General features: G+C 63.6%; 16 protein-coding genes and 1 pseudogene. 9 read left to right on the forward strand and 8 right to left on the reverse strand.

The genetic code is table 11. The features are described 5' to 3' along the window. Positions 1-71: 71 nt before the first annotated feature. From R2B70_RS14180 to R2B70_RS14190, 3 genes are all read right to left on the reverse strand, one after another. A complete protein-coding gene (locus R2B70_RS14180; RefSeq protein WP_318161805.1) occupies positions 72-2,486 on the reverse strand; it encodes a YgiQ family radical SAM protein in 2,415 nt (804 codons plus the stop codon). A 197-nt stretch (positions 2,487-2,683) separates the two neighbouring features. Next, positions 2,684-5,836 carry an efflux RND transporter permease subunit gene (locus R2B70_RS14185; protein WP_318161806.1) on the reverse strand — a complete coding sequence of 1,051 codons (3,153 nt, stop codon included), beginning with the start codon at positions 5,834-5,836 and terminating at the stop codon, positions 2,684-2,686. Continuing rightward, positions 5,836-6,888: an efflux RND transporter periplasmic adaptor subunit gene (locus R2B70_RS14190; protein WP_318161807.1), complete on the reverse strand. Its 1,053-nt coding sequence runs from the start codon at positions 6,886-6,888 to the stop codon at positions 5,836-5,838. The genes R2B70_RS14185 and R2B70_RS14190 overlap by 1 nt, the downstream gene beginning before the upstream one ends. Before the next feature lie 184 nt (positions 6,889-7,072). Between R2B70_RS14190 and R2B70_RS14195 the strand changes: the two genes are divergently transcribed. Continuing rightward, positions 7,073-7,231, forward strand: a complete 159-nt coding sequence (locus R2B70_RS14195) for a hypothetical protein (RefSeq protein ID WP_318163386.1) — start codon at positions 7,073-7,075, stop codon at positions 7,229-7,231. Positions 7,232-7,264: 33 nt separating this feature from the next. Next, on the forward strand, positions 7,265-8,128 hold the full coding sequence (locus tag R2B70_RS14200; protein ID WP_209793845.1) for a patatin-like phospholipase family protein: 864 nt from the start codon (positions 7,265-7,267) through the stop codon (positions 8,126-8,128). A gap of 62 nt (positions 8,129-8,190) precedes the next feature. On the opposite strand, the gene R2B70_RS14205 is transcribed toward R2B70_RS14200, so the two are convergent. After that, complete coding sequence (locus tag R2B70_RS14205) at positions 8,191-9,552, reverse strand: sodium-dependent transporter (protein WP_209793846.1); 1,362 nt, start codon at positions 9,550-9,552, stop codon at positions 8,191-8,193. Positions 9,553-9,747: 195 nt separating this feature from the next. Beyond that, a complete protein-coding gene (locus tag R2B70_RS14210) occupies positions 9,748-10,014 on the reverse strand; it encodes a helix-turn-helix domain-containing protein (RefSeq protein WP_010673503.1) in 267 nt (88 codons plus the stop codon). Positions 10,015-10,271: 257 nt separating this feature from the next. Here R2B70_RS14210 and R2B70_RS14215 point away from each other — a divergent pair, with 257 nt between their 5' ends. From R2B70_RS14215 to R2B70_RS14230, 4 genes are all read left to right on the forward strand, one after another. Next, the gene (locus R2B70_RS14215; RefSeq protein WP_318161808.1) at positions 10,272-10,865 is read left to right on the forward strand and encodes a hypothetical protein; all 594 of its coding nucleotides are present in this window, start codon (positions 10,272-10,274) and stop codon (positions 10,863-10,865) included. A gap of 308 nt (positions 10,866-11,173) precedes the next feature. Further along, positions 11,174-12,193, forward strand: coding sequence for a porin OmpA (gene ompA, locus R2B70_RS14220; RefSeq protein WP_209793848.1), 1,020 nt, complete (start codon positions 11,174-11,176; stop codon positions 12,191-12,193). Positions 12,194-12,605: 412 nt separating this feature from the next. Next, positions 12,606-13,607 carry a porin OmpA gene (gene ompA / locus R2B70_RS14225; RefSeq protein WP_318161809.1) on the forward strand — a complete coding sequence of 334 codons (1,002 nt, stop codon included), beginning with the start codon at positions 12,606-12,608 and terminating at the stop codon, positions 13,605-13,607. A 228-nt stretch (positions 13,608-13,835) separates the two neighbouring features. After that, a complete protein-coding gene (locus tag R2B70_RS14230) occupies positions 13,836-14,933 on the forward strand; it encodes an OmpA family protein (protein WP_318161810.1) in 1,098 nt (365 codons plus the stop codon). A 72-nt stretch (positions 14,934-15,005) separates the two neighbouring features. Here the strand turns inward: R2B70_RS14230 and R2B70_RS14235 are convergent. After that, positions 15,006-16,696: pseudogene (locus tag R2B70_RS14235) on the reverse strand (NAD-dependent malic enzyme). Between the two features lie 55 nt (positions 16,697-16,751). Beyond that, positions 16,752-17,609, reverse strand: a complete 858-nt coding sequence (locus R2B70_RS14240; protein ID WP_042074335.1) for a helix-turn-helix transcriptional regulator — start codon at positions 17,607-17,609, stop codon at positions 16,752-16,754. Positions 17,610-17,729: 120 nt separating this feature from the next. Between R2B70_RS14240 and R2B70_RS14245 the strand changes: the two genes are divergently transcribed. Together R2B70_RS14245 and R2B70_RS14250 are read left to right on the forward strand one after the other, a co-directional pair. Then, a complete protein-coding gene (locus tag R2B70_RS14245) occupies positions 17,730-19,109 on the forward strand; it encodes an MATE family efflux transporter (protein ID WP_209793851.1) in 1,380 nt (459 codons plus the stop codon). A 121-nt stretch (positions 19,110-19,230) separates the two neighbouring features. Continuing rightward, a complete protein-coding gene (locus tag R2B70_RS14250) occupies positions 19,231-19,479 on the forward strand; it encodes a YciN family protein (RefSeq protein ID WP_318161811.1) in 249 nt (82 codons plus the stop codon). A 30-nt stretch (positions 19,480-19,509) separates the two neighbouring features. Here R2B70_RS14250 and R2B70_RS14255 read toward each other — a convergent pair whose 3' ends face one another. Further along, a complete protein-coding gene (locus R2B70_RS14255; RefSeq protein ID WP_216990758.1) occupies positions 19,510-20,649 on the reverse strand; it encodes a sensor domain-containing diguanylate cyclase in 1,140 nt (379 codons plus the stop codon). Between the two features lie 245 nt (positions 20,650-20,894). Between R2B70_RS14255 and R2B70_RS14260 the strand changes: the two genes are divergently transcribed. After that, positions 20,895-22,289, forward strand: coding sequence for a nucleobase:cation symporter-2 family protein (locus R2B70_RS14260; protein ID WP_318161812.1), 1,395 nt, complete (start codon positions 20,895-20,897; stop codon positions 22,287-22,289). The last annotated feature ends 24 nt before the right edge of the window (positions 22,290-22,313 follow it).

The raw sequence follows: 22,313 nt of genomic DNA on the forward strand, positions 1-22,313 counted from the left end.
TTGTTTATTAAATACTAAAAAGGCGACCATCCGGTCGCCTTTTTATTTTTATCGCTTTCCAATCAGGTATATCACCGAGCCGGTCGCTTGGCGCCATTCCCTTTGGCCGCAGCCTTGCCGCCTTGAGTGGCAGGTTTGGCACCCGGCTTGGCGGAGCCGGCGCGGGTCGGCGCCTTGCCTTTGGGTGCGGGTTTGCTCTTACCAGCACTCTGACCTGCGCCCTGACCTGTACCTTGCGAACTGAGCTTGCCGTTACCCGAGCCTTTCTGGAGCTGAGAGCCGACCGGTTTGCCATTGCCCGCCTTGCCGCCATTTCTGCTGGCTGTCGGAGCATTAACTGCACCGGCCTCGCTGCGGGCGGCCTTGTTAGCCCCATTGCTGCGCTGATGGGTGATGGCACTGTGGCGGGTCAACGCGGGCTTGAGGCCCTTGCCGCGGCTGCGCTCGGCCTTGGCTTCGCCACGGCCTTCCGGCGGCACCAGGCAGTCGGGGCCGTTGCCGATCAGGTGACCCTTGCCCATCTCCAGCAGGGCTTCGCGGATCATCGGCCAGCCGGCCGGATCGTGGTAGCGCAGCAGCGCCTTGTGCAGGCGACGGCGACGCTCCCCTTTCACCACGAACACGTCCCCGCCCTGGCGGCTCACCTTGTTGAGCGGGTTTTTCTCGGTGTAATACATGGTGGTGGCGTTGGCGAGCGGCGACGGGTAGAAGTTCTGCACCTGATCCAGCTTGAAGCGGTTGGACTTGATCCAGAGCGCCATGTTCACCATGTCTTCATCCGTGGTGCCCGGGTGGGCGGAGATGAAGTAGGGGATCAGGTACTGCTGCTTGCCCGCCTCTTTGGAATACTTGTCGAACAGCTCCTTGAAGCTGTAGTAGCTGCCCATGCCCGGCTTCATCATCTTGGAGAGCGGGCCCTCCTCGGTGTGTTCCGGCGCGATCTTGAGGTAGCCGCCGACGTGGTACTTGGCCAGCTCCTTGATGTAGCGCGGATCTTCCACCGCGATGTCGTAACGCACCCCGGAGGCGATCAGGATCTTCTTGATGCCCTTGAGGTCGCGCGCCTTGCGATAGAGGTTGATGGTCGGGCTGTGGTCGGTATCCATGTGCGGGCAGATGGTCGGCCAGACGCAGGAGGCGCGCCGACAGGTCTGCTCGGCCTTGGGGCTCTTGCAGCGTAAGCGGTACATGTTGGCGGTAGGGCCGCCCAGATCCGAGATGACGCCGGTAAAGCCCGGCACCTTGTCGCGGATCTCTTCGATTTCTTTGAGGATCGACTCTTCCGAGCGGCTCTGGATGATGCGCCCCTCGTGCTCTGTGATGGAGCAGAAGGAGCAGCCGCCAAAGCAGCCGCGCATGATGTTGACCGAGGTCTTGATCATGTCGTAGGCCGGGATCTTCTCGTTGCCATAGGCCGGGTGCGGCACCCGCTGGTAAGGCAGACCGAACACCCCGTCCATCTCGTCGGTTTCGAGCGGGAAGGCGGGCGGGTTGACCCAGATGATGCGATCGCCGTGGGCCTGGGAAAGCGCGCGGGCGCAGCCCGGGTTGGTCTCGTGGTGCAGGATGCGGGACGCATGGGCGTAGAGCACCTTGTCCTCCTTCACCCGCTCGAACGCCGGCAGCTTGACGTAGGTCTTCTCCCAGGGCTTTTGCTTGGGCGGCTGCACCAGGATGGGCTTGGCCTCCTGCTCCACCGGCGCAGTGCCCTCGTCATCAGAGCAGGGGGCCCCTTCCATATAGGGGTTGGGGATGGGATCGATGCGGCCAATCTGGTCGAGCTTGCTCGAATCCACCCCGCGCCAGCCCGGCAGCGGCTCCTTGCGGATGACGGCGGTGCCGCGAATGTCCTGCATGGTGTCGATGGTCTCGCCGCCTGCGATGCGGTGAGCCACCTCCACCAGGGGGCGCTCGGCGTTGCCATAGATGAGGATGTCGGCCTTGGCGTCGATCAGGATGGAGCGGCGGATGGTCTCGGACCAGTAGTCGTAGTGGGCGATACGGCGCAGGGATGCCTCGATGCCGCCGATGACCACGGGCACCTCTTTATAGGCCTCCTTGCAGCGCTGGGTGTAGACCAGGGTGGCGCGGTCCGGCCGCTTGCCGCCCACGTCCCCCGGGGTGTAGGCGTCGTCGTGGCGCAGCTTCTTGTCGGCGGTGTAGCGGTTGATCATGGAGTCCATGTTGCCCGCGGTCACCCCGTAGAAGAGGTTCGGCTTGCCCAGGCGCATAAAGTCATCCTTCGATGACCAGTCCGGCTGGGCGATGATGCCGACCCGAAAACCCTGGGATTCGAGCATGCGGCCGATCACCGCCATGCCGAAGCTCGGGTGATCCACGTAGGCGTCGCCGGTCACCAGCACGATGTCGCAGCTGTCCCAGCCGAGCTTGTCCATCTCCGCGCGGGACATGGGCAGGAAGGGCGCCGTGCCGTAGCACTCGGCCCAGTAACGGGGATAGGAGAAGAGGTTGGTAACCGGCTGCATTTTGACCACCTGGAACAATTCGGGTCGCGCATTATACCGGCAGAGCCAGGCGGGGGCGACGGCTTTTTGCCCCCACAGAACGCGAGGGGAAAGGGCTGCTTCGAGCGGGTGCCGCGGGTCGGCGTGACAGACTCGGTGTTCATCAACAAGCAGGGCACCCATGGGCGCCCTGCTTGTTGTCATGGCGGGTCGGCACGCTAGGCCGCCGGTTTGTCCCGCCCCTCGGGGGCGTCCTCCCCCTGCACTGGGGACGGGCTGGCCGGGGCTGCCGTGGCCAGCACCTCGTCCACCAGCCTGTCCCGCGCCCCCGTCATCCCCGCGCGTCTGGCGATCAGGTGATAGATGGCGGGCACCACCAGCAGGGTGACCAGGGTCGCGAGCGACAACCCGAAGAAGACCACTGTCCCCACGGCCATCCGGCTCTCGTAGCCCGCCCCCATGGAGAGCATCAGGGGCACGGCACCTATGATGGCAGTGAGCGACGTCATCAATATGGGGCGCAGACGGCGCACCGAGCCCTTGATGATCGCCTCCTCGAACCCTTCACCCCGCTGGCGCAACTGGTTGATGAACTCCACGATGAGGATGCCGTTCTTGGTCACCATGCCGATCAGCATGATCATGCCGATCTGACTGTAGATGCTGAGCTCCTGCCCCGTGAGCCAGAGGCCGAGCAGGCCGCCGAAGATGCCGAGCGGCACCGTCATCATCACCACCGCCGGAGTCAGCAGGCTCTCGAACTGGGCCACCAGCACCAGGTAGACCACCAGCAGGGCCAGGCCGAACACCAGCGCCATCTCCCCCTGGTTGTCGCGATAATCCTTGGACTCGCCGGCGTAATCCACCGACATGCCGATGGGCAGATGATCCGCGGCCCAGCCATCCAGGAAGTCCAGCGCCTCCCCCAGGGTGTGGTCGGGGGCCAGGTCCGCGGTGAGGGTGACCGCCTTCTGGCGCTGATAGTGGTTGAGGCGCTGGGGACTCGCCACCTGAGTGACGGTGGCCAGGGTGGAGAGGCTCACCATCTCGCCGCTGGCGGCCTTGAGGTAGATACGGCTCACATCCGAGATGCCGTTGAACTGGGTCTGGTTGGCCCTCAGATAGACGTCGTACTCCTCCCCCCTGTCCACATAGGTGGTCTGGCTGACGCCCCCGAGCAGGGCCTGCAGGGAGCTTGCGATGGTGGAGACCGGGATGCCGAGCTGGCTGGCTCGCTCCCGCTCTATGGTCACCTGCAGCTCCGGGGTCTTCTCGGCATAGTCGAGATCCGGGCTCTGCATCAGCCCGCTCTGACGCGCCGCCTGCTGCAAGATGAGCCCCTGCTGGTATAGCTCGCCGTAATCGGAGCCCTGCAGCACGAACTGCACGGCGGCGGTGGAGCCACCGCGAAAGCCCGGCTGGAAGGTGCGGATCATCACGTCCGGAATGTCGGCGAGCAGCCCGCTCAGGGAGCGGCCGAACTCGGTGGCCGTCTGCTCCCGCACCGCCCAGTCGCTGAGCTGGATGATGGCCATGCCGGTCTGATCGCCGCCGCGGCCGAAGGCCGGGGTGCTGAAACTCACCGCCTGCACCACGCCCTTGCCGAGCAGCGGCAGGACGGCGGCCTCCACCTGCTGCATGTTGCGCTTCATCCGCTCTATGCTGGTGCCCTCGGCCCCCTTCACGAACACATAGAGCACGCCCCTGTCCTCTGTGGGAGTGAGGCTCGCGGGCAGCTTGCCAAAGAGGGCGCCGATGCCGCCGAGGCAGAGCAGCAGCACCAGGGGCATCCAGACGGCGTGGCGCAGCACGGCCCCCAGCAGGGCGCGATAGCGCCGCTCCACCCAGCCGAGGCTTTTATCCAGCGTGGCGGTCAGGGCGTTGGGTTTGTCCACGGCACGCATCAGCCAGGAGCCCATGGCCGGAGTCAGGGTGAGCGCCACCAGGGAGGAGAAGAGCACCGCCAAGGAGAGCAGGATGGCGAACTCGGTGAAGAGCCGCCCCACCATGCCCTCCATGAAAGCGATGGGCACGAACACCATCACCAGCACGGCGGTGGTAGCGATGACCGCAAACCCCACCTCCCGGGTGCCGTGCCAGGCCGCCATCAATGGGGATTCCCCCCGCTGCAGGTGGTGGTGGATGTTCTCCACCACCACGATGGCGTCGTCCACCACCAGGCCGATGGCGAGGATGAGCGCCAGCAAGGTGATGAGGTTGATGGAAAAGCCCAGATACCAGGCGCCGATGAAGGCCGATATGAGGGAGACCGGCACCGTGATGGCGGGGATCAGGGTGGTACGCCCCTGCCCGAGGAAGAGATAGAGCACGGCGACCACCAGCAGGGCACAGATGGCCAGGGTCTCGTACACCTCGTCGATGGCCTGCTTGATGAAGATGGTGGAGTCGTAGTCGACCTCGAGCTTTGCCCCTTCCGGCAGGAAGCGCTGCATCTCGACCAGCTTCTTCTCGATGCCCTGGGCCACCGCCAGGGGGTTGGCGGTGGACTGGGCGACTATGCCAATCCCCAGGCTCTCGCGGCCGTTGCGCTGGTAGGCGCTGTCTTCGTTCTTGGCCCCCACCTCCACATCCGCGATGTCCGCCAGGTAGATGCTCTGGCCGTTCGCGGCGGTCGTCACCGGCAGGGAGCGGAAATCCTCGGCGCTGTGGTAGAGGCGGGCGATCTGCACCGCCATGGTCATGGTATTGTTGCGGATCTCCCCCCCCGGCAGCTCGATGTTCTCCCGCTTGAGGGCATCCTGCACGTCGGCCACAGTGATGCCGCGGGCCGCCATGTCGGCCGGGCGCAACCGCACGTACATCACCTGGGTCAGATCGCCGGAGAGTTGCACCTCGCTCACCCCGTCCACCAGGCTCAGGGGATCCACCAGCATGCGATTGGCGTAGTCGGTCAGGGCGGTGCGGTCCATCTGGGTGCTGCTGAAGTTCAGCCAGATGGCCACGTCGCCGTTGCCGTTGTCCTTGGTCACCATGGGCTCGTCCGCGTCGTCCGGGAGCCTGGGCCGGGCGCGGGAGATGGCGTCGCGCACGTCCGAGGTGCCCTCCAGCATGTTCCAGCCGAGCTTGAACTCCACCGTGATGGAGGAGCGCCCCTTGCGGGTCACCGAGTTGATGTTCTTGATGCCGCTGATGCCGGAGAGCTGGTCCTCGATCGGCTTGGTGACCTGGCTCTCCATCACCTCGGGGGCCGCCCCCTCATAGGTGGTGGTGATGGAGACGGACGGGGTCTGCACGTCCGGCATCTCCCGCACCGTCAGCTTGGAAAAGGCCACCAGGCCGAACACGGTGAGCAGGGCGCTGATGACCACCGCCACCAGGGGGCGGCGCACTGAGATATCGGAGAGCCACATCAGCCTTTCACCTCGCCCAGATCCCGTACCAGGGCGCCGTCGCGCAGATTCACCAGCCCCTCCACCGCGATGCGATCGCCGACGTTCAGCCCCTTGAGCACCCACACTTCTTCGCCATGGGTGTCGCCAAGCTCCACCGGCACACGCTTCACCCGGCCGTCCGCCTCCAGGCGATAGACGAAGCGCTGCTCGCCGGCGTATTCCACCGACTGGGCCGGGATCAGGGTCATCTTCTGGGCCGGCAGGGAGAGCTCCACGTTCATCAGCATGCCGGGGCGCAACTGGCCGCCGGGGTTGGGCAGGATGACCCGCGCCTTAATGTTCTGGGTGTCGCTGGAGATCCGGCTGTCGAGGGTCTCCAGCACCCCGGAGAAGGATTGATCCGGCCAGGCGGAGCTGGTCGCCGTCACCGCCATGCCGGGACGCAGCAGGGAGAGGTAGCGCTCGGGCACTGCCAGATCGAGCCGCAGCTTCGCCAGCTCGTCCAGATGCAGCAGCACGTCACCGCTGTTGACCAGGGCCCCTTCGCTCAAGTCGATGAGGCTGACGGTGCCGTCGAAGGGGGCGGCCAGGGTGCGCAGGGAGAGCTCGTAACGGGCCGCGTCCACCCGGGCCTGGGCCTGGGCGACGGTGGCCTCCTGCCCCTCCAGCTCGGAGGTGGTGATGGCGCCGCGCGCCACCAGGCGGCGCATGTCCCGCAGCTTGCGCGCCTCGTCGCGCACGCTGGCGCTCTGCTCGGCGAGCTCCGCCTGCTGCTTGCCCGCGTCCAGGGCGATCAGGGTCTGCCCCTGCTCCACCTGCTGGCCGGATCGCACCGCGATGTTGACGATGCGGCCGGTCACCTCGGGACTCACCACCACGGAGCGATTGGCCGCCAGCTTGCTGACCAGCTTGATGGAGGGCTCGGCCAGGCTCTGCCTGACGGTTTCGGCCCTGATGTTGATCTCTCTTGGTGCAGGCTTGCTGGCGGGTTCAGCCTGCCGCAGATGCCAGGCCCCCGCCGCCAGCAACAGAAGAAGAGGGAAAAGCCACAGCCACACGCGCGTTTTCATCACAGGATCCATGCAGTCAAAGAGAGAAAGGGAAAGAGCTTCATCAAGGATGGCACCATGTTACCCCCTGACTATGCCGCGACTATGTATAAATGTGACAAAACGTAACAGTCTGGCGAGAAGATCATCAAAAGCCATCTTCCCGGGACGATGACGAGGGTTCTGCCCTGCACTGATGGCCGATTTGCGCCTCATGCTCAGCCTGGGCCATTGCCGCCAGCCCCCTTCGTGCACACTGTTGGAGACCATTCGCCGCGCCGATCTCGCCCTCTATCAGGCCAAGGGCAACGGTCGCAATCGCCACGAAAGTTGGCAGGATGACGGGCAGGAGAAGCCGGGGTAAGCTGGAACCCCAATTCACATCAGGAGACGCACTGTGGCACGAAAACCCCGCCTGGGTCTGGCCCTGGGCAGCGGCGCTGCCCGAGGATGGGCACACATCGGCATCATACGGGCGCTGGAGCGCCTCGGCGTCAAGCCGGATCTGGTGGCTGGCTGCTCCATCGGCAGCTTCGTCGGCGCCGCCTACGCCGCCGGCGAACTGGACAAACTGGAGAACTGGGTGCGCGGTTTCAACCGGTTGCAGGTGATGGGGCTGCTCGACCCCGCCCTCTCCGGCGGCCTGTTCCGCGGTGACAAGGTGTTCGGCATCGCCGCCGGCCATCTGGGGGATCCCGCCATCGAGAGCCTGCCGCTGCCCTTCGCCTGCGTCGCCACCGAACTCGATACCGGCCGCGAGATCTGGTTGCAGCAGGGCCCCCTGCGCCAATGCGTGCGCGCCTCCTGCGGCATGCCCGGCATCCTGACCCCGACCCGGATCGATGACCGCTGGCTGGTGGACGGTGCCGTGGTCAACCCAGTGCCCATCTCGCTCGCCCGCGCCATGGGGGCCGAGGTGGTGATCGCCGTCAACCTCAACACCGACCTGCACCAGCCCTGGACGGACGAGCCGGACGAACCCGCCCCGGGGGGGCTGTTCAGCCAGTGGCTCGGCCGCACCGAACCCAGTACCCCCGGCATGTGGGGGGTGATGACCGGCTCCATCAACATCATGCAGGAGCGCATCACCCGGGCCCGGATGGCCGGCGATCCCCCCGAGATCCAGCTCTGCCCTCGCCTCGGCAACCTCTCCATCATGGACTTCCACCGCGCCAGCGACGCCATCAACGAGGGGGAAGCCTGTGTCGAGCGCAGCCTGGATCAGCTCAAGGAGGAACTCTCCCGGCTCGGCCTGCTCTGACGCCCAGGGATGCCAATGAAAAGAGCGCCATCAGGCGCTCTTTTGCTGTCCGGGCCTCGGGGTCAGAACAGCCCCAGCCCCTTGAGCATCACGATCAGGATAAGCAGGGGCGACACGTAACGGATGATGAAGAACAGGGGCTTGAGGATGGGCAGCTCCAGCTCGCCGCCATTGTTCAGCGCCGTCTTCATCCGCTCGAAGCCCCAGACCCAGCCGACGAACAGGCAGAGGAAGATGCCGCCAAGGGGCATCAGCACGTTGGAGGAGACGAAATCGAACAGATCGAAGAAGGTCTTGCCGGCGATCTGCACGTCCGCCAGGGTGCTGTTGGAGAGCGCACAGGTCGACCCGACCGCCCCCAGCACCAAGAGGTTGATCAGGGTGGCCCTTCTGCGGCTCATGTGAAAACGCTCGGAGAGCACGGAGACCGGCACCTCCAGGATGGAGAGCATGGCCCCCGTGGCCGCGATGGCGGAGAGCACGAAGAACAGCACCATGAACAGGTGACCAAACGGAATGCTGGCAAACACCGCGGGTATGGTGATGAACAGCAGGGAGGGGCCGGCGCTCGGCTCGAAGCCGAAGGCGAACACCGCCGGGAAGATGGCGATCCCCGCCAGCATGGAGACGAAGAGATCGGCGCACATCACCCGGACCGTGGTCAGGGGAATGTGCTGGTCATCCCGAAAGTAGCTGCCATAGGTCATCATGCAGCCCATGCCGATGGAGAGCTTGAAGAACGCCAGTCCCATGGCCGTCAGCACGACGCCTGCGGTCACCTTGGAGAAATCGGGGGAGAACAGGAAGTCCAGCCCCTCGCTCGCCCCGGGCAGGGTCAGGCTGCGGATGCCGATCACCAGCAGCAGGATGAAGAGCAGCGGCATCAGCCGCTTGGTGACCGCCTCAATCCCCTTGGCCACCCCCATCAGCAGTATGCCCCCCATCAGGGCCAGCACCAGCCACTGCCACAGCAGGCTCTGCAGCGGATTGGTGATGAGCGCGTTGAAGGCCGCCCCCGTCACGGCGGGATCGGTCGAGAGGATATCCCCGCTGGCCGCCTTGAAGATGTAGGCAAACACCCAGGCCGCCACCTCGGAGTAGAACGACATGATGAGGAAGGCCGCGCTCACCCCCATGGCCGCGATCAGCCACCAGGGTTGTCCCTTCGGCGCCAGCTTGATGAGCCCGCTCACCGCATCGGATTTGGCCTGACGCCCCAGCATGATCTCGGAGATCATCACCGGCAGCCCCACCAGCAGGGTGGCGATGACATAGACCAGCAGGAAGCCGGCGCCGCCGTTCTCCCCGGTCAGGTAGGGGAACTTCCAGATGTTGCCAAGCCCGACGGCCGACCCCAGGGTCGCGGCCAGCACGCCAAAGGTACTGGTAAAGCCATCTCTGGCCTTGGATGTGGTTTGACTCATGTTTGTCTCGTTGTGCGCAGCAGTGGCCTGAATTCAAAGGGTCGGAATATTCCGGGGATTAATCCAGTTCCACAAGCTGATTTCGCTGAAATCGCCACACATCGCACATAACGCCGTATTTATTTAAACAAGTCTCTGTTTTGAAAAATAAAAAATGCCGCCTCCAGGGCGGCATTTTTATCAAGGCTCAGGCCATCAAGCCTTGGCAATATCGTCCGGACCGATCTGGCCGATTTCGGCGACTTTCTTGTCGGCCAGCAGCCAGAGGGTGAACTTGTGCAGATCCGGGTGATGAGCCAGGGCGACCAGGAAGGCGCCTCCGACTTCACGGTAACCCAGTTCATAGTTCTTCAGGGTGGTTGGGGGGACGCCCAGCAGATCGGCAAACTTGGGACGGCTCAGGCCTACCGCTTCGCGGATCTGACGGATCTTCTTGCCAACAGTTACGATATTTGAATTCATGTGTTCCATACTCCGTTCGGCGGATTGACTCCACCTTTATTTTTCGCGACGACTCGTAGTCAAGTGTATCAGTTTTGAACGGACTCGTTATGGTCGAGCCTCTATCTATAATCAGCGTCTTTCGACGACAACCCTAACAAACCTCGGGGATGGTAATCGCAGAGCCGCTTCAGGTAAACAGTCTCGAAAAGAAACCTTTCTGGTTGCCCGGCCATCGCTCGTATAATTCGCCGATTATTTCCAAGAGAGTCATCAGCATGGCATTTCCCGGCATCATCTCCCGTCTCCACCCGGATTCGGATCCCGCATCCCTCCCCCGTCAACTCAGCCAGGGCCAGCAGACCCGGGCCGAGGCATTCTGGTTGCCCGCGGCCATGCAGCACGACGCGGCCACCGTGCTGGCGGCCCTCTCGGACAAGTGCAGCCTCTATCTCGAATGCCCGGCGGCGTCGGGGCTGCGCAGCCACGACGGAGTCCTGCAGGAAGATGGCACCCTGAGGCTGGAAAATGGTAACCGGATGGCGCTCGCGAAGGCCAAAGGGGATGGCGGCATAGTGCCCGAGCTGGGTCTGCACGAGATGGAAGCCTGGCTGGCTGCCGGTCACCTCCATTTCATCTGTTCAGCCGCCGTTCAGCCTGTGGCGCGGGCCATCCTCAATATCTGGCCCCTCGACCCCTATCTCGCCCGCCATTTTTTGCTCAGCTTCACCCCCTTGCTATGCGAAGCAACCGAGGCCGATTATCTCGCGGTCTTCTCGGCCAGGGTGGCAGGCGCAAGCCCGCAGCACGCCTGGGCTCAGGCCTATATGAAGCTTGAGAAAAAACTGCACCGCGCCTACTTGGATCACTAATAAATTCGAAGAAACAGCCAGTTATCCATACGACACAATTTGCCCCATGGGTTATCTGTGAGCTTGATCATGTTTTGAAATGGGCATAAAGTGCGCCACGTCATCGGAATGACATCGGCTGTTCGTGGCGGAGTTCGTGCATTGTCGACAGTGCAACCCGCTCACTTGTGCACCCAGATGCGTGCCTCCTGGATGGATCTAGGATCCCTGTTCGCGCCAACGGTCGTTGGTCGACAGAGCCAGCAGCTTACATAAATTACAAAGTGCGAAGCACGTGGACAACGTGCCATCTCAACGAGGATTATTTTATGATGAAAATGGCTCCTTCCCTGATCGCCATCGCCATGGCTGCCATGGGTGCAACTGCAGCGCACGCCGCTGACGACATCTACTTCGGTGCCGGTGTTGGTGCGACTCACTTCAACGGTCTGAACAAGATCGAAGGCGTGAACGCTGGTGAAGAAGACGCGGCTGCCGCCAATGCCTTCGTTGGTTACAACTTCAACGAATACTTCGGTTCCGAGCTGGGCTACCAGTACACCGGCCGTGGCAACACCAACGGCAACCGTTACGAGAGCCAGGGTGCCACCCTGTCCGGTATCGCTCGTCTGCCGCTGGGCAACGATTTCTCCCTGTTCGGTGAAGCTGGCGCCTACTGGGGCCACACCGACGGTCTGGGCACCAGCGATACCAAGGTATCCCCGCTGGCCGGTGCCGGTGTGACCTACAAGGTCAACGACGCGCTGGATCTGCAAGCTCGTTACCGCTACATGTGGGACGTGGCTGACCTGCACGCCGACGACGTACGCTACAAGTCCAACCAGAGCGTTGCGACCCTGGAAGCCGTTTACCACCCGTTCCGCACTTCCTACGTAGCGCCGGCTCCGGCTCCGGTTGTTGAAGAAGCTCCGGCTCCTGCTCCGCAAATCGTTGAGAAGAACTTCGCCCTGAACTCCGACGTGCTGTTTGCCTTTGGCAAAGACAGCCTGAAGGCCGAAGGCGTGGAAGCCCTGAACGCCCTGTACCAGCAGATCGTCGAGTTCCAGCCGAAAGACGGCAACGCCGTTGTCGTTGGTTACACCGACCGCATCGGTTCCGACGCTTACAACCAGAAGCTGTCTGAAGCCCGTGCCCGTACCGTTGCCAACTTCCTGGTCAGCAAGGGCATGGCTGCCAGCAAGGTTGCCATCGAAGGTCGTGGCGAAGCCAACCCTGTCACCGGCACCAAGTGTGACGGCGTCAAGGCCAAGGCTCAGCTGATCTCCTGCCTGGCTCCGGACCGTCGCGTAGAAGTACGCGTATCCGGCGTACAGGAAGTTCAGCAGTAATCTGACCTCGCTCAGATAATGCGAAAAGGGGATGCCACGGCATCCCCTTTTGCTTGTCTGGCGTTTTCCCCGGCGACATCCCCTGTCTCACCTCTCCCCCTCTTCCCGCTCTGGCGGTAGCCCCATGGTACCGGCGCCAGCGCTGCATATCTGACCGGAAACTTGATCAAGCTGATTCAAAAGAATACAGTAGCTGCGCTTGTAAGACATTGGATGAACTATTAAAAGTGCTGAATGCCCGGTGCGTTGTCCATGGAGAATAAGCTTCATGAGAATCCAGGTTACCATCCATTTTTTTATTCAAGCCGTCCGTGACGCGTTCACGGTGTCGCACATGAAGTGTCATCTGCGACCGGTATAACAAAGAGTGCGCAGTACGCCCTTAGCACGGCAACTCAACGAGGATAAAACGATGAAAATGAAAATGGCACCAACCCTGATTGCTCTGGCTATTGCAGCCATGGGAACCACCACGGCCCAGGCGGCTGACGACTGGTACACAGGCATGGGGGCAGGTTGGGCATATGGCCACGACCTGGACTCCTTCGGCCTGGATGCCGACAAGGACGCCACCGCGATCTCCCTGTTCGGCGGCTACAACTTCACCGAAAACTTTGCCGCCGAGCTGGGCTATCTCTATGCCGGCAAGGGTGGCGTCGACGGCGTCGACTTCAAGACCCAGGGTGGGACCCTGTCCGGTATCGCCCGCCTGCCCATGAACGACATCTTCTCCGTGTTCGCCGAAGGCGGTGCCTACTTCAATCACGTCAACGGCAACGGTGACAGCGACAACGGCACCTCGCCGCTGGCCGGTCTGGGCCTGAGCGCCAAGCTCACCGATCTGCTCGATCTGCAGGCTCGCTATCGCTACATCTGGGATCTGGGCGACGATCAGAAGACTTGGAAGACCGACATGAGCGTCGCCACCCTGGAGCTGGTGATGCACCCGAACCGCAAAGCCTATGTAGCACCTGTGGCCGCACCGGCTCCCGAGCCGGCTCCCGAACCCGTCATGGTCGACAAGAGCTTCGCCCTGAGCTCAGACGTGCTGTTTGCCTTCGGCAAGTCCACCCTGAAGCCGGAAGGAACCACGGCGCTCAACACCCTGTATCAGCAGATCGTCGACGTCCAGCCGAAAGACGGCAGCGCCGTGGTGGTGGGTTACACCGACCGCATCGGCTCCGACGCCTATAACCTGAAGCTGTCCGAAGCCCGTGCCCGCACCGTGGCCGACTTCCTGGTCGGCAAGGGTCTGCCGGCGGGCAAGGTCTCCATCGAGGGCCGTGGTGAAGCCAATCCGGTCACCGGCACCCAGTGTGACGGCGTCAAGGGCAAGAACCAGCTGATCTCCTGCCTGGCGCCGGATCGCCGCGTCGAAGTGCGCGTCACCGGCGTGCAGGAAGTCCAGCAGTAAGCGGGCAACCCGCAACCAAACAAGGGGCCACTCGGCCCCTTTTTTATTCATCAGCCAGCCCTTCCCACCCCCGTTCTGGGGCGAAACAGTTGTCACCTTCCTCACAAATTTTCCATACGGGGTCGCCACTTAAGTGGTTAAACGTCTCATATGGCCTATACATAATGTTGGTTATACATAACAAAGGGCTGGGAGCCCTATAACACCCAACATCGACGAGGAAACGCGATGAACATTAGACTGAAACCGGTATGGATTGCACTGGTATTGGCGACGGGAGCGGCACAGGCGGTACCTGTTCACGACTGGTATATAGGCGCGGGGGCAGGCTGGGCATGGGCCCATGATCTCGATGACTTCAGCAAGGATGTCAGCAACGATGACACCGCGTACAACGCCTTCGCCGGCTACAACTTCACCGAAAACCTGGGGGCCGAACTGGGTTATCTCTCGGGCGGGGACTGGGACGTCAATGGTCACGAATTCAGCAACCAGGGGGCGACCCTGTCGATCCTGGGCCGCCTGCCATTGAACGACATCTTCTCGGTGTTTGCCGAGGGTGGCGGCTACCTCTACAGCGTCAAGTCCATCAACGGCAGCGAGGACAACCTGGCGCCGCTGGCCGGACTCGGCATGACCGCCAGGCTGCACGACTGGATCGACATCCAGGCCCGCTATCGCTACATGGTGCGGGTGGGAGATGACTCGGACAACGACAAGGTGGGCAGCGGTACCCAGCGCTGGGTCAGCGACATCAGCACCGCCACCATAGAGCTGGTGCTGCACCCCAACCGCACCGTCGCCGCCGTGCCGGTGGCGGCCCCCATGGTGGTGACCCCCCCGCCGGCCCCCGAACCGGTGGATCAGACCTTCAACCTGAGCTCTGACGTGCTGTTTGCCTTCGGCAAGGCGGAGCTCAAGCCGGAAGGCATGGCCGCCCTGGACGATCTCTACCAGCAGATCGTCGACGTCAAACCCAAGGACGGCAACGCCCTGGTGATGGGCTATACCGACCGCATCGGCTCCGACGCCAACAACCAGGCGCTGTCCGAAGCTCGTGCGCGCACCGTGGCCGATTTCCTCATCGGCAAGGGCCTGCCTGCCGACAAGGTCAGCATCCAGGGCAATGGCGAGAGCAACCCGGTCACCGGCACCCAGTGTGATGCCGTCAAGGCCAGGGCCGCCCTCATCGACTGCCTGGCCCCGGATCGCCGGGTCGAGGTGCGGGTCACCGGCGTGCAGTCCGTGCCGGCCGCCGAACCTGCTGCCGAACCCGCCCCTGAAGAAGCCGTCACCGAGCCGGCCGCCGAGCAGCCGGCCCAATAACCCCTCCCTCGGCCACCGTGCACAAAAAAGGGATGCTGATGCATCCCTTCTGTTTTTCGGTGGCTCCCCCGCTCAGAACGAGGTGCGGCGATAGCGGCGGTATTCCGGACGCCAGAAGTTCGCCTCTATGGCCTGATCGATCACATCATCCGGGGTCTGCACCGCCTTGCCCTGCAGCATGGCGGTCTTGGCCACCATCTTGGCGATGTAGCGGGAGACCCGGTGAATGTCCGCCAGATCCGGCAGCAGGGAGCCCTCCTCCCCCTTCACCAGGGGCGAGCAGTCCGCCAGGGCGCGGCTGGCCGACATCAGCATGGCATCGGTCACCCGGTTGGCGCCGGAGGCGATGACGCCAAGGCCAATTCCCGGGAAGATGAAGGAGTTGTTGCATTGGGCGATGACATAGCGCTTGCCCTTGTACTCCACCGGTGCGAACGGGCTGCCGGTGGCCACCAGCACCTGGCCGTCGGTCCAGCGGATGAGATCCGCCGGGGTGGCCTCCACCCGGGAGGTGGGGTTGGAGAGCGGGAAGATGATGGGGCGGGCACAGTGCTTGTGCATGGTCTTGACCACCTCCTCGGTGAAGAGGCCGGGCTGGCCGGAGACCCCGATCAGGATATCCGGGCGACCGTGCTCCATCACCTCCAGCAGGGAGATGTTGTCCCCCACCGGCCACTCCTTGATCCGCTCCAGCGGCTGGGAGAGCTTGCGCTGGAAGTCGAGCTGGTTCGGGATCTTGTCGGTGATGAGACCAAATCGGTCCACCATGAAGACCCGGCCCCGCGCCTCGGCATCCGTAAGCCCTTCGGCCTTCATCTGCGCCACTATCTGCTCGGCGATGCCGCAGCCCGCGCTGCCCGCCCCGAGGAAGGCGACCCGCTTCTCGGAGAGCTTGGCACCGGAGGCCTTGCAGGCGGCGATGAGGCTGCCCAGGGTCACGGCGGCGGTCCCCTGAATGTCATCGTTGAAGCAGCACAGCTCGTCCTTGTAGCGGTTGAGCAGCGGGGTGGCATTTGGGCGAAGTCCTCGAACTGCAGCAGGATGTCCGGCCAGCGGCGCTTGACCGCCTGGATGAAGGCATCGACGAACTCGTCGTACTCTTCGCCGGAGATGCGCGGATGGCGCCACCCCATGTAGAAGGGGTCGTTCAGCAGCTGCTGGTTGTTGGTGCCCACGTCCAGCACCACCGGGAGGCAGTAGGCGGGCGAGATGCCGCCGCAGGCGGTGTAGAGGGACAGCTTGCCGATGGGAATGCCCATGCCGCCGATGCCCTGATCCCCGAGACCCAGGATCCGTTCGCCGTCCGTGACCACGATCACCTTGACGTTCTGCTTGGTGGCGTTCTGCAGCATGTCATCGATCCTGTCCTTGTCCGGATAGGAGATGAACAGCCCACGGGCACGGCGATAGATGTTGGAGAACTCCTCGCACGCCTTGCCCACGGTCGGGGTGTAGATGACCGGCAGCATCTCGGTCAGGTGGTTGTTCAGCAGGCGGTAGAACAGGGTCTCGTTGGTATCCTGGATGTTGCGCAAATAGATGTGCTTGTCCATGTCGTTGCCGAACGCCATGAACTGGCGGTAGGCGCGCTCGGCCTGCTCTTCGATGGTCTCGATGTTCTGGGGCAGCAGGCCTTCCAGATTGAAGCTGCTGCGCTCTTCGCTGGTGAAGGCGCTGCCCTTGTTGAGCAGGGGCGTCTCCAGCAGGGCCGGGCCTGCGTAGGGGATGTAGAGGGGACGTTTCTGATTATTGTCTTCAAACATGGATCTGTACCTTGACTGTGTGGCCCGCCGATCCTATGGGCTTGAGCCAACAATTTCAAAGGGTTTGCATGTCTGTTGCGAAAGGTTTGCGACCCAGGCGGCGAAAGGCCCCAGGGGTCTGACCAGTCAGGCGCCGGAAGCGGTTCGCGAAGTTGGCTCCGTCGCTGTAACCGACCCGGCTGGCGAGCTCGCCGAGGGGCCAGTTGGTGTAGAGCAGCAGCTGGCGCGCCTTGTTCATGCGAAGCTGGGTCAGCCAGGCCATGGGGCCCATGCCAAACGCCTGCTGACAGAGGCGGTGCAGGTGGGGCACGGAGCAGGCCATCTGCTCGGCGAGCAGGGCCACGCTCCAGGGCTCGTCCAAGCGCGCCTCCACCCGGCGAAACAGCGCCTGCAGCCGCAGCTCCGGGGTGCCGCGCACCTCCCCTTGCAGGGTGCGGTCCAGCAGGGCCAGCAGCAGGCTCAGCAGCTGGGGTTGCAGGGGCGAGCGGACCCCCTCCCCCTGCATCAGACTGAGCAGGTGATAGAGCCGATCCCCTTCCTCCCCCTGCCAGATGCGATGGCCGAGCCGATGCAAGTGGTGCCAGCGCGGCACGTCGTCCAGCAGGATCCAGCTGATCTGCCAGCGCTCCCCGGCGAGGCGTAGCCCCCCCGGCACGGCCGCCGGCAGGAATACCAGGGCCCCGGCCGGGATCGGCTGCTCCCCTGCCTCGGTCAGCAGCATGCCCCCCTCGTCGTGACTCACCATCAGGATGTGGAATTCGGGCCTGTTGCGACGGATCAGATAGTGATCCCGCAGCTGGGAGAGCCCGGTCAGGAAGATCCCCGCCTCCCCGAGCAGGGGCAGACCTTCGCGCCCCAGCATCCGCTCCTCGCAGGCCGGGGCAATCTCCAGACACTCGCTGACAAATGGCATAGCACCTCAACAGGATAGTTTTACACAAGAAAGCCGAGAGAGGCTCACAGTGGAACAGCCCCTTGCCTCCCCTATCATACCCAAGACAAACCTTGATTTTCACATACCCGGTTAACATAAATGAATTATTGGCAAGCGATTTTAAAACAAACCACCGATCGTGAGTTCATGACCAGACTGTGGCGGCTGGCCCTGCCGGTGTCGCTGCAGTCCATGATGTTTTCCCTGCTCGGCCTCATCGACATCATGATGGTGAGCCAGCTCGGCACCACGGCTGTGGCGGCGGTCGGCTTGGGTAACCGGGTCTTCTTCTTCAATCTGCTGGTGATAGCGGGGCTCTCGGGTGGCGTCTCGGTGTTGGCGGCACAGTATTACGGCCGGGGGGATCTCGCCGGGGTGCGCCGCTCCCTGGCGCTGGCCCTGGTGGGTGCCCTGCTGGTGAGCCTGCCGTTTGCCCTCATCTATGTGCTCTCGCCGGGCAGTGTGCTGGGCTTCGCCAGCCAGGATCCCGAACTGCGTCCCCTGGCCGACGAGTTCCTGATGATCACCGGCGCCACTATCCTCTGCACCGCCGTGGTGGTGCCCCTGGAGGCGGCGCTGCGCTCGGTGGGCAACGCGGCGGCACCGACCCGGATCGGCATCGTCGCCATCATCGCCAACGTCATCCTCAACTATGCCCTCATCTTCGGCCACTTCGGCTTCGAGGCCATGGGGGTGGCGGGCTCGGCCTGGGGCACCACGCTGTCGCGCCTGCTGCAGACCGCGCTGCTGCTCGTCTATGTGCTGCGCCAGGAGCCCCGGCTGGTGCCGCGCCTGGCGGACTGGCTGGCGGCCTTCAAGCGCAGGGAGGTGGTGCGCTTCACCCTGATCGCCCTGCCGCTGCTGCTGCACGACGGGCTCTGGGCCTTCGGCATGCTGCTCTACGGCTTCCTCTACGCCCACCTCGGCACGGATTCCCTGGCCATCATGACCACCCTGGGGACGCTCGAGAGCATCCTCATCTCCCTCTTCTTCGGGCTGGCGGTGGCCTGCTCCACCCTGCTCGGCCATCGGCTCGGGGCCGAGGAGTATGACGAGGCCTGGCAGCACTCCCAGCTGTTCCTGCTGCTCGCCCCCGTCGGCGCCCTGCTGGTGGGGATCGCGGTCTGGCTGATGCAGGGCAGCCTGCTGCAGTGGGTCGGCAACCTGCCCGGCGAGCTCATGGGGGAGGCGGGCCAGGTGCTCGCCATCATGTGCCTCGGCATGCTGCTCAAGGTGTTCAACATGGTGGGCATCGTCGGGGTGCTGCGCTCGGGGGGCGACGTGAACTACAGCATCTTCATCGACATCGTCGGCATGTGGTGCATCGGCCTGCCGCTCGCCTGGGTGGCGGTCAGCCTGCTCGGCTGGCACCTCTCCTGGGTGGTCGCCGTGGTGCTGCTGGAGGAGCTCGCCAAGGTGCTGCTGGTGCAGCGCCGCATCCGTCAGCGCCACTGGCTCCGAAACCTGGTGCTGGGATAAAAGAGGGGCGAGGCGGGGTCATATCAATGACAGAAAATCCCCCCTTGCAGTATGCTGGCCCCCTCTTCAATCAGCGACGGGGCGCATTTTGCTCCGTCAGCAGTCGTTAAAGGAGATGCACATGCAACCACAGAAAGAGGCGATCACCGAGACGGCCCTGCTGGAGATGGCCAACAGGATCATCCGGGAACACGAGGACTTCATCCACGGCATGCGCGCCGACTCGGTGGAGCAGAAGGGGGACATCCTGGTGTTCAAGGGGGAGTTCTTCCTGGCGGAAGATGGCACCCCGACCGGCAAGACCATGGCGGTCTTCAACATGTTCAAGCTGCTGGCCCAGCAACTCTCCGGCAAGTATCGCCTGAGCTGAGATCGCAATCCCTCCGACAAGATGCCGCCTTCAGGCGGCATCCGTCCTAGTGGGCCCGGATTGTTCCGACGTCTTCGCCAGTTCGCCCACCACGCAGTTTCGCCCCGCCATCTTGGCGCGATAGAGACACTCGTCGGCCCGGTTGAGCAGCGCCTCTATTCCCTCCCCGCGCCTCGCCAGGGTCAGGCCTATGCTCACCGTCACCTCCAGCAGCTCGTCCGAGGTGGGGCTCTTCACCAGGCGTGCCTCCACCGCCACCCGCAGCCGCTCCGCCACCCGCTTCGCCTGGGCCAGTTCCGGGCAACGGGGCAGCAGGATGGCAAACTCCTCGCCGCCATAACGCCCCAGCACCATGCCGGGCTCCAGCTGCTCCACCAGGGTCGTCGCCACCTCCCGCAATACCGCATCCCCCGCCAGATGGCCGAAGGTGTCATTGATGCGTTTGAAGCGATCCAGATCCAGCAGCAGCACCGCGAACGGTGCCTGCTTGCGGATCATGGCGGCCCTGGCCTTTTCGAGCTGCTTCATCAGCAGGCGACGGTTCATCATGCCAGTCAGCTCGTCCGTGGTGGACTCCCGGTAGAGCTGCAGCAGCATGTTGAGCTGGCCGCACTGCACCCAGGCGCTGGCGACGGCAAAGAGCCCGAGCAGCCAGATCTGGTTGAGGGTCTGCACGCTCCAGAGCGACTGCCCCACCAGCAGCCAGTTGCCGGCCAACATGGTCACCAGTATGCCACCCGACAGTTGCAGGCTGAGGGAGAGCGGAATGGGGAAGATGGCGAACAGGCTGATCAGCAGATAGGGAAAGGCCATGTAGCCTGCCTGCAACTCCTGATCCGCGCCGAAGCTGTGCAGACAGATGAGGGAGAAGAGCATCATCACCCCCATCAGATAGCCCAGCGCCAGCTTCATGCGCTCACGCCTGAAGTGGATGAGATAGGAGAGCGGGATCAGGGGGGAGAGGGCCAACAGGCAGAAGACGCGCGCCTGGAGCAGTGCCTCGAACTGGGTGGCGGGCAGGGTCAGCCAGTCCACCAGCGCCCAGGCGGGCAGCCCCACCATCAGCACGCAGATGAGCAGCCTCAGGCGCACCGTCATAAAGCCCATGCGGGTCAGGGTAAAATCTTCGGAGTGGGCACGGGCACTCCAGAACTCCGACAGCTTCAGCATCCAGAGCCTCCATCTTCCAACTGAGGGCTCATTCTACACCGTCCCCGCCGGGATGCATCAGCACGCCTCCGGTTTATGACGGTATCGGTCCCACGCAAACCGGCGGATCATAAACGCCACAGGAAAACGTTTCAACCTATCAAAAAATAAACCTTTTCCCGCTCAATTAACGCTGGAAAGCCTCGTTTCAATCACTACAATGGCGCCCAATTTTCTCCCCCTCCCCCACAATATCCGAGGTATTTATGGAACAGGCAGCCGTCGCGCGCGCCCCCGTCGAGGCCCATCCCCCCAGGCGACCCCACAGCGAACTGGTCTACGGCATAGAGGATGTCCCGCCCCTGCCCCAGACCCTGTTCGCCGCCCTGCAGCATATGCTCGCCATGTTTGTCGCCATCATCACCCCGCCCCTCATCATCGCCAATGCCCTCGGCCTCCCCGCCGACGACACTCGCTACATCGTCTCCATGTCGCTGGTCATGTCCGGCATCGCCTCCTTCATCCAGACCCGCCGTTTCGGCCCCCTCGGTTCCGGCCTGCTCTCGGTACAGGGCACCAGCTTCAACTTTCTCGGCCCCATCATCGCCTCCGGCCTCGCCCTCAAGCAGGCGGCCATGCCCACCGAGGATCTGCTGGGCACCCTGTTTGGCACCATGCTGGCCGCCGCCCTCACCATCGTGGTGATGAGCCGCTTCCTGCACCTGGTCAAACGGATCATCACCCCCCTGGTGACCGGCATAGTCGTGCTGCTGATCGGCCTGACCCTCATCAAGGTGGGTCTCATCAGTATGGGTGGCGGCTACGGCGCCCTCTCGGATGGCAGCTTCGCCAGCCACACCAACCTCTTCCTCTCCCTGCTGGTGCTCGGTCTCATCGTGCTGCTGCAGCGCAGCCGCAACCCCTGGCTGCGCCTCTCCGCCATCATGATCGCCATGCTGGCCGGCTATGCGGTGGCGCTGCTGCTGGGCAAGGTGAGCGCCCCCACCTTCGAGGGTCCCCTGGTGATGGTGCCGATCCCGCTCCACTACGGGCTCGGCTTTGACTGGCAGCTGTTCGTGCCGCTCGCCATCATCTTCGTGGTGACGGCACTGGAGGCCATCGGCGACATGACCGCCACCTCCGACATCTCCGGCGAGCCGCTGGAAGGGCCCGTCTACATGGAGCGGATCAAGGGGGGCGTGCTGGCCGATGGCGCCAACTCCATGCTGGCGGCGATCTTCTCCACCTTCCCCATGTCCACCTTCGCCCAGAACAACGGCGTCATCCAGCTGACCGGGGTGGCCAGCCGCCACGTCGGCCTCTTCATCGCCGCCATGCTGGCCCTGCTCGGCCTGTTCCCGGCAGTAGCGAGCCTGGTGCAGCAGATCCCCGAGCCCGTGCTCGGCGGCGCCACCATCGTCATGTTCGGCACCATCGCCGCTGCCGGCGTGCGCATCATCTCCCGGGAGGAGCTGGACAGACGCTCCCTGATGATACTGGCGGTATCGCTCGCCATGGGTCTCGGGGTAGCCCAGGTGCCCGAGGTGTTGCAGCACCTGCCGGAGCTCGCCAGGAGCGTGCTCTCCTACGGCGTCGCCACCGGCGGCCTCACCGCCATCATCATGAACCTGCTGCTGCCCAAGCGCGCCCGCCAGGCCTGACGCCCCGCCATGTCACAGGTAAAG

Source organism: Aeromonas sp. XH (genome assembly GCF_033348475.1).
Taxonomy (GTDB): Bacteria; Pseudomonadota; Gammaproteobacteria; order Enterobacterales; family Aeromonadaceae; genus Aeromonas; species Aeromonas sanarellii.

Bases quoted from the DNA above. Each gene is read 5' to 3' on its own strand.
- R2B70_RS14180 (WP_318161805.1), bottom strand. From the start codon at position 2,486: ATGCAGCCGGTTACCAACCTCTTCTCCTATCCCCGTTACTGGGCCGAG.
- R2B70_RS14185 (WP_318161806.1), bottom strand. From the start codon at position 5,836: ATGTGGCTCTCCGATATCTCAGTGCGCCGCCCCCTGGTGGCGGTGGTC.
- R2B70_RS14190 (WP_318161807.1), bottom strand. From the start codon at position 6,888: ATGAAAACGCGCGTGTGGCTGTGGCTTTTCCCTCTTCTTCTGTTGCTG.
- R2B70_RS14205 (WP_209793846.1), bottom strand. From the start codon at position 9,552: ATGAGTCAAACCACATCCAAGGCCAGAGATGGCTTTACCAGTACCTTT.
- R2B70_RS14210 (WP_010673503.1), bottom strand. From the start codon at position 10,014: ATGAATTCAAATATCGTAACTGTTGGCAAGAAGATCCGTCAGATCCGC.
- R2B70_RS14215 (WP_318161808.1), top strand. From the start codon at position 10,272: ATGGCATTTCCCGGCATCATCTCCCGTCTCCACCCGGATTCGGATCCC.
- ompA (WP_209793848.1), top strand. From the start codon at position 11,174: ATGATGAAAATGGCTCCTTCCCTGATCGCCATCGCCATGGCTGCCATG.
- ompA (WP_318161809.1), top strand. From the start codon at position 12,606: ATGAAAATGAAAATGGCACCAACCCTGATTGCTCTGGCTATTGCAGCC.
- R2B70_RS14230 (WP_318161810.1), top strand. From the start codon at position 13,836: ATGAACATTAGACTGAAACCGGTATGGATTGCACTGGTATTGGCGACG.
- R2B70_RS14240 (WP_042074335.1), bottom strand. From the start codon at position 17,609: ATGCCATTTGTCAGCGAGTGTCTGGAGATTGCCCCGGCCTGCGAGGAG.
- R2B70_RS14245 (WP_209793851.1), top strand. From the start codon at position 17,730: ATGAATTATTGGCAAGCGATTTTAAAACAAACCACCGATCGTGAGTTC.
- R2B70_RS14250 (WP_318161811.1), top strand. From the start codon at position 19,231: ATGCAACCACAGAAAGAGGCGATCACCGAGACGGCCCTGCTGGAGATG.
- R2B70_RS14255 (WP_216990758.1), bottom strand. From the start codon at position 20,649: ATGCTGAAGCTGTCGGAGTTCTGGAGTGCCCGTGCCCACTCCGAAGAT.
- R2B70_RS14260 (WP_318161812.1), top strand. From the start codon at position 20,895: ATGGAACAGGCAGCCGTCGCGCGCGCCCCCGTCGAGGCCCATCCCCCC.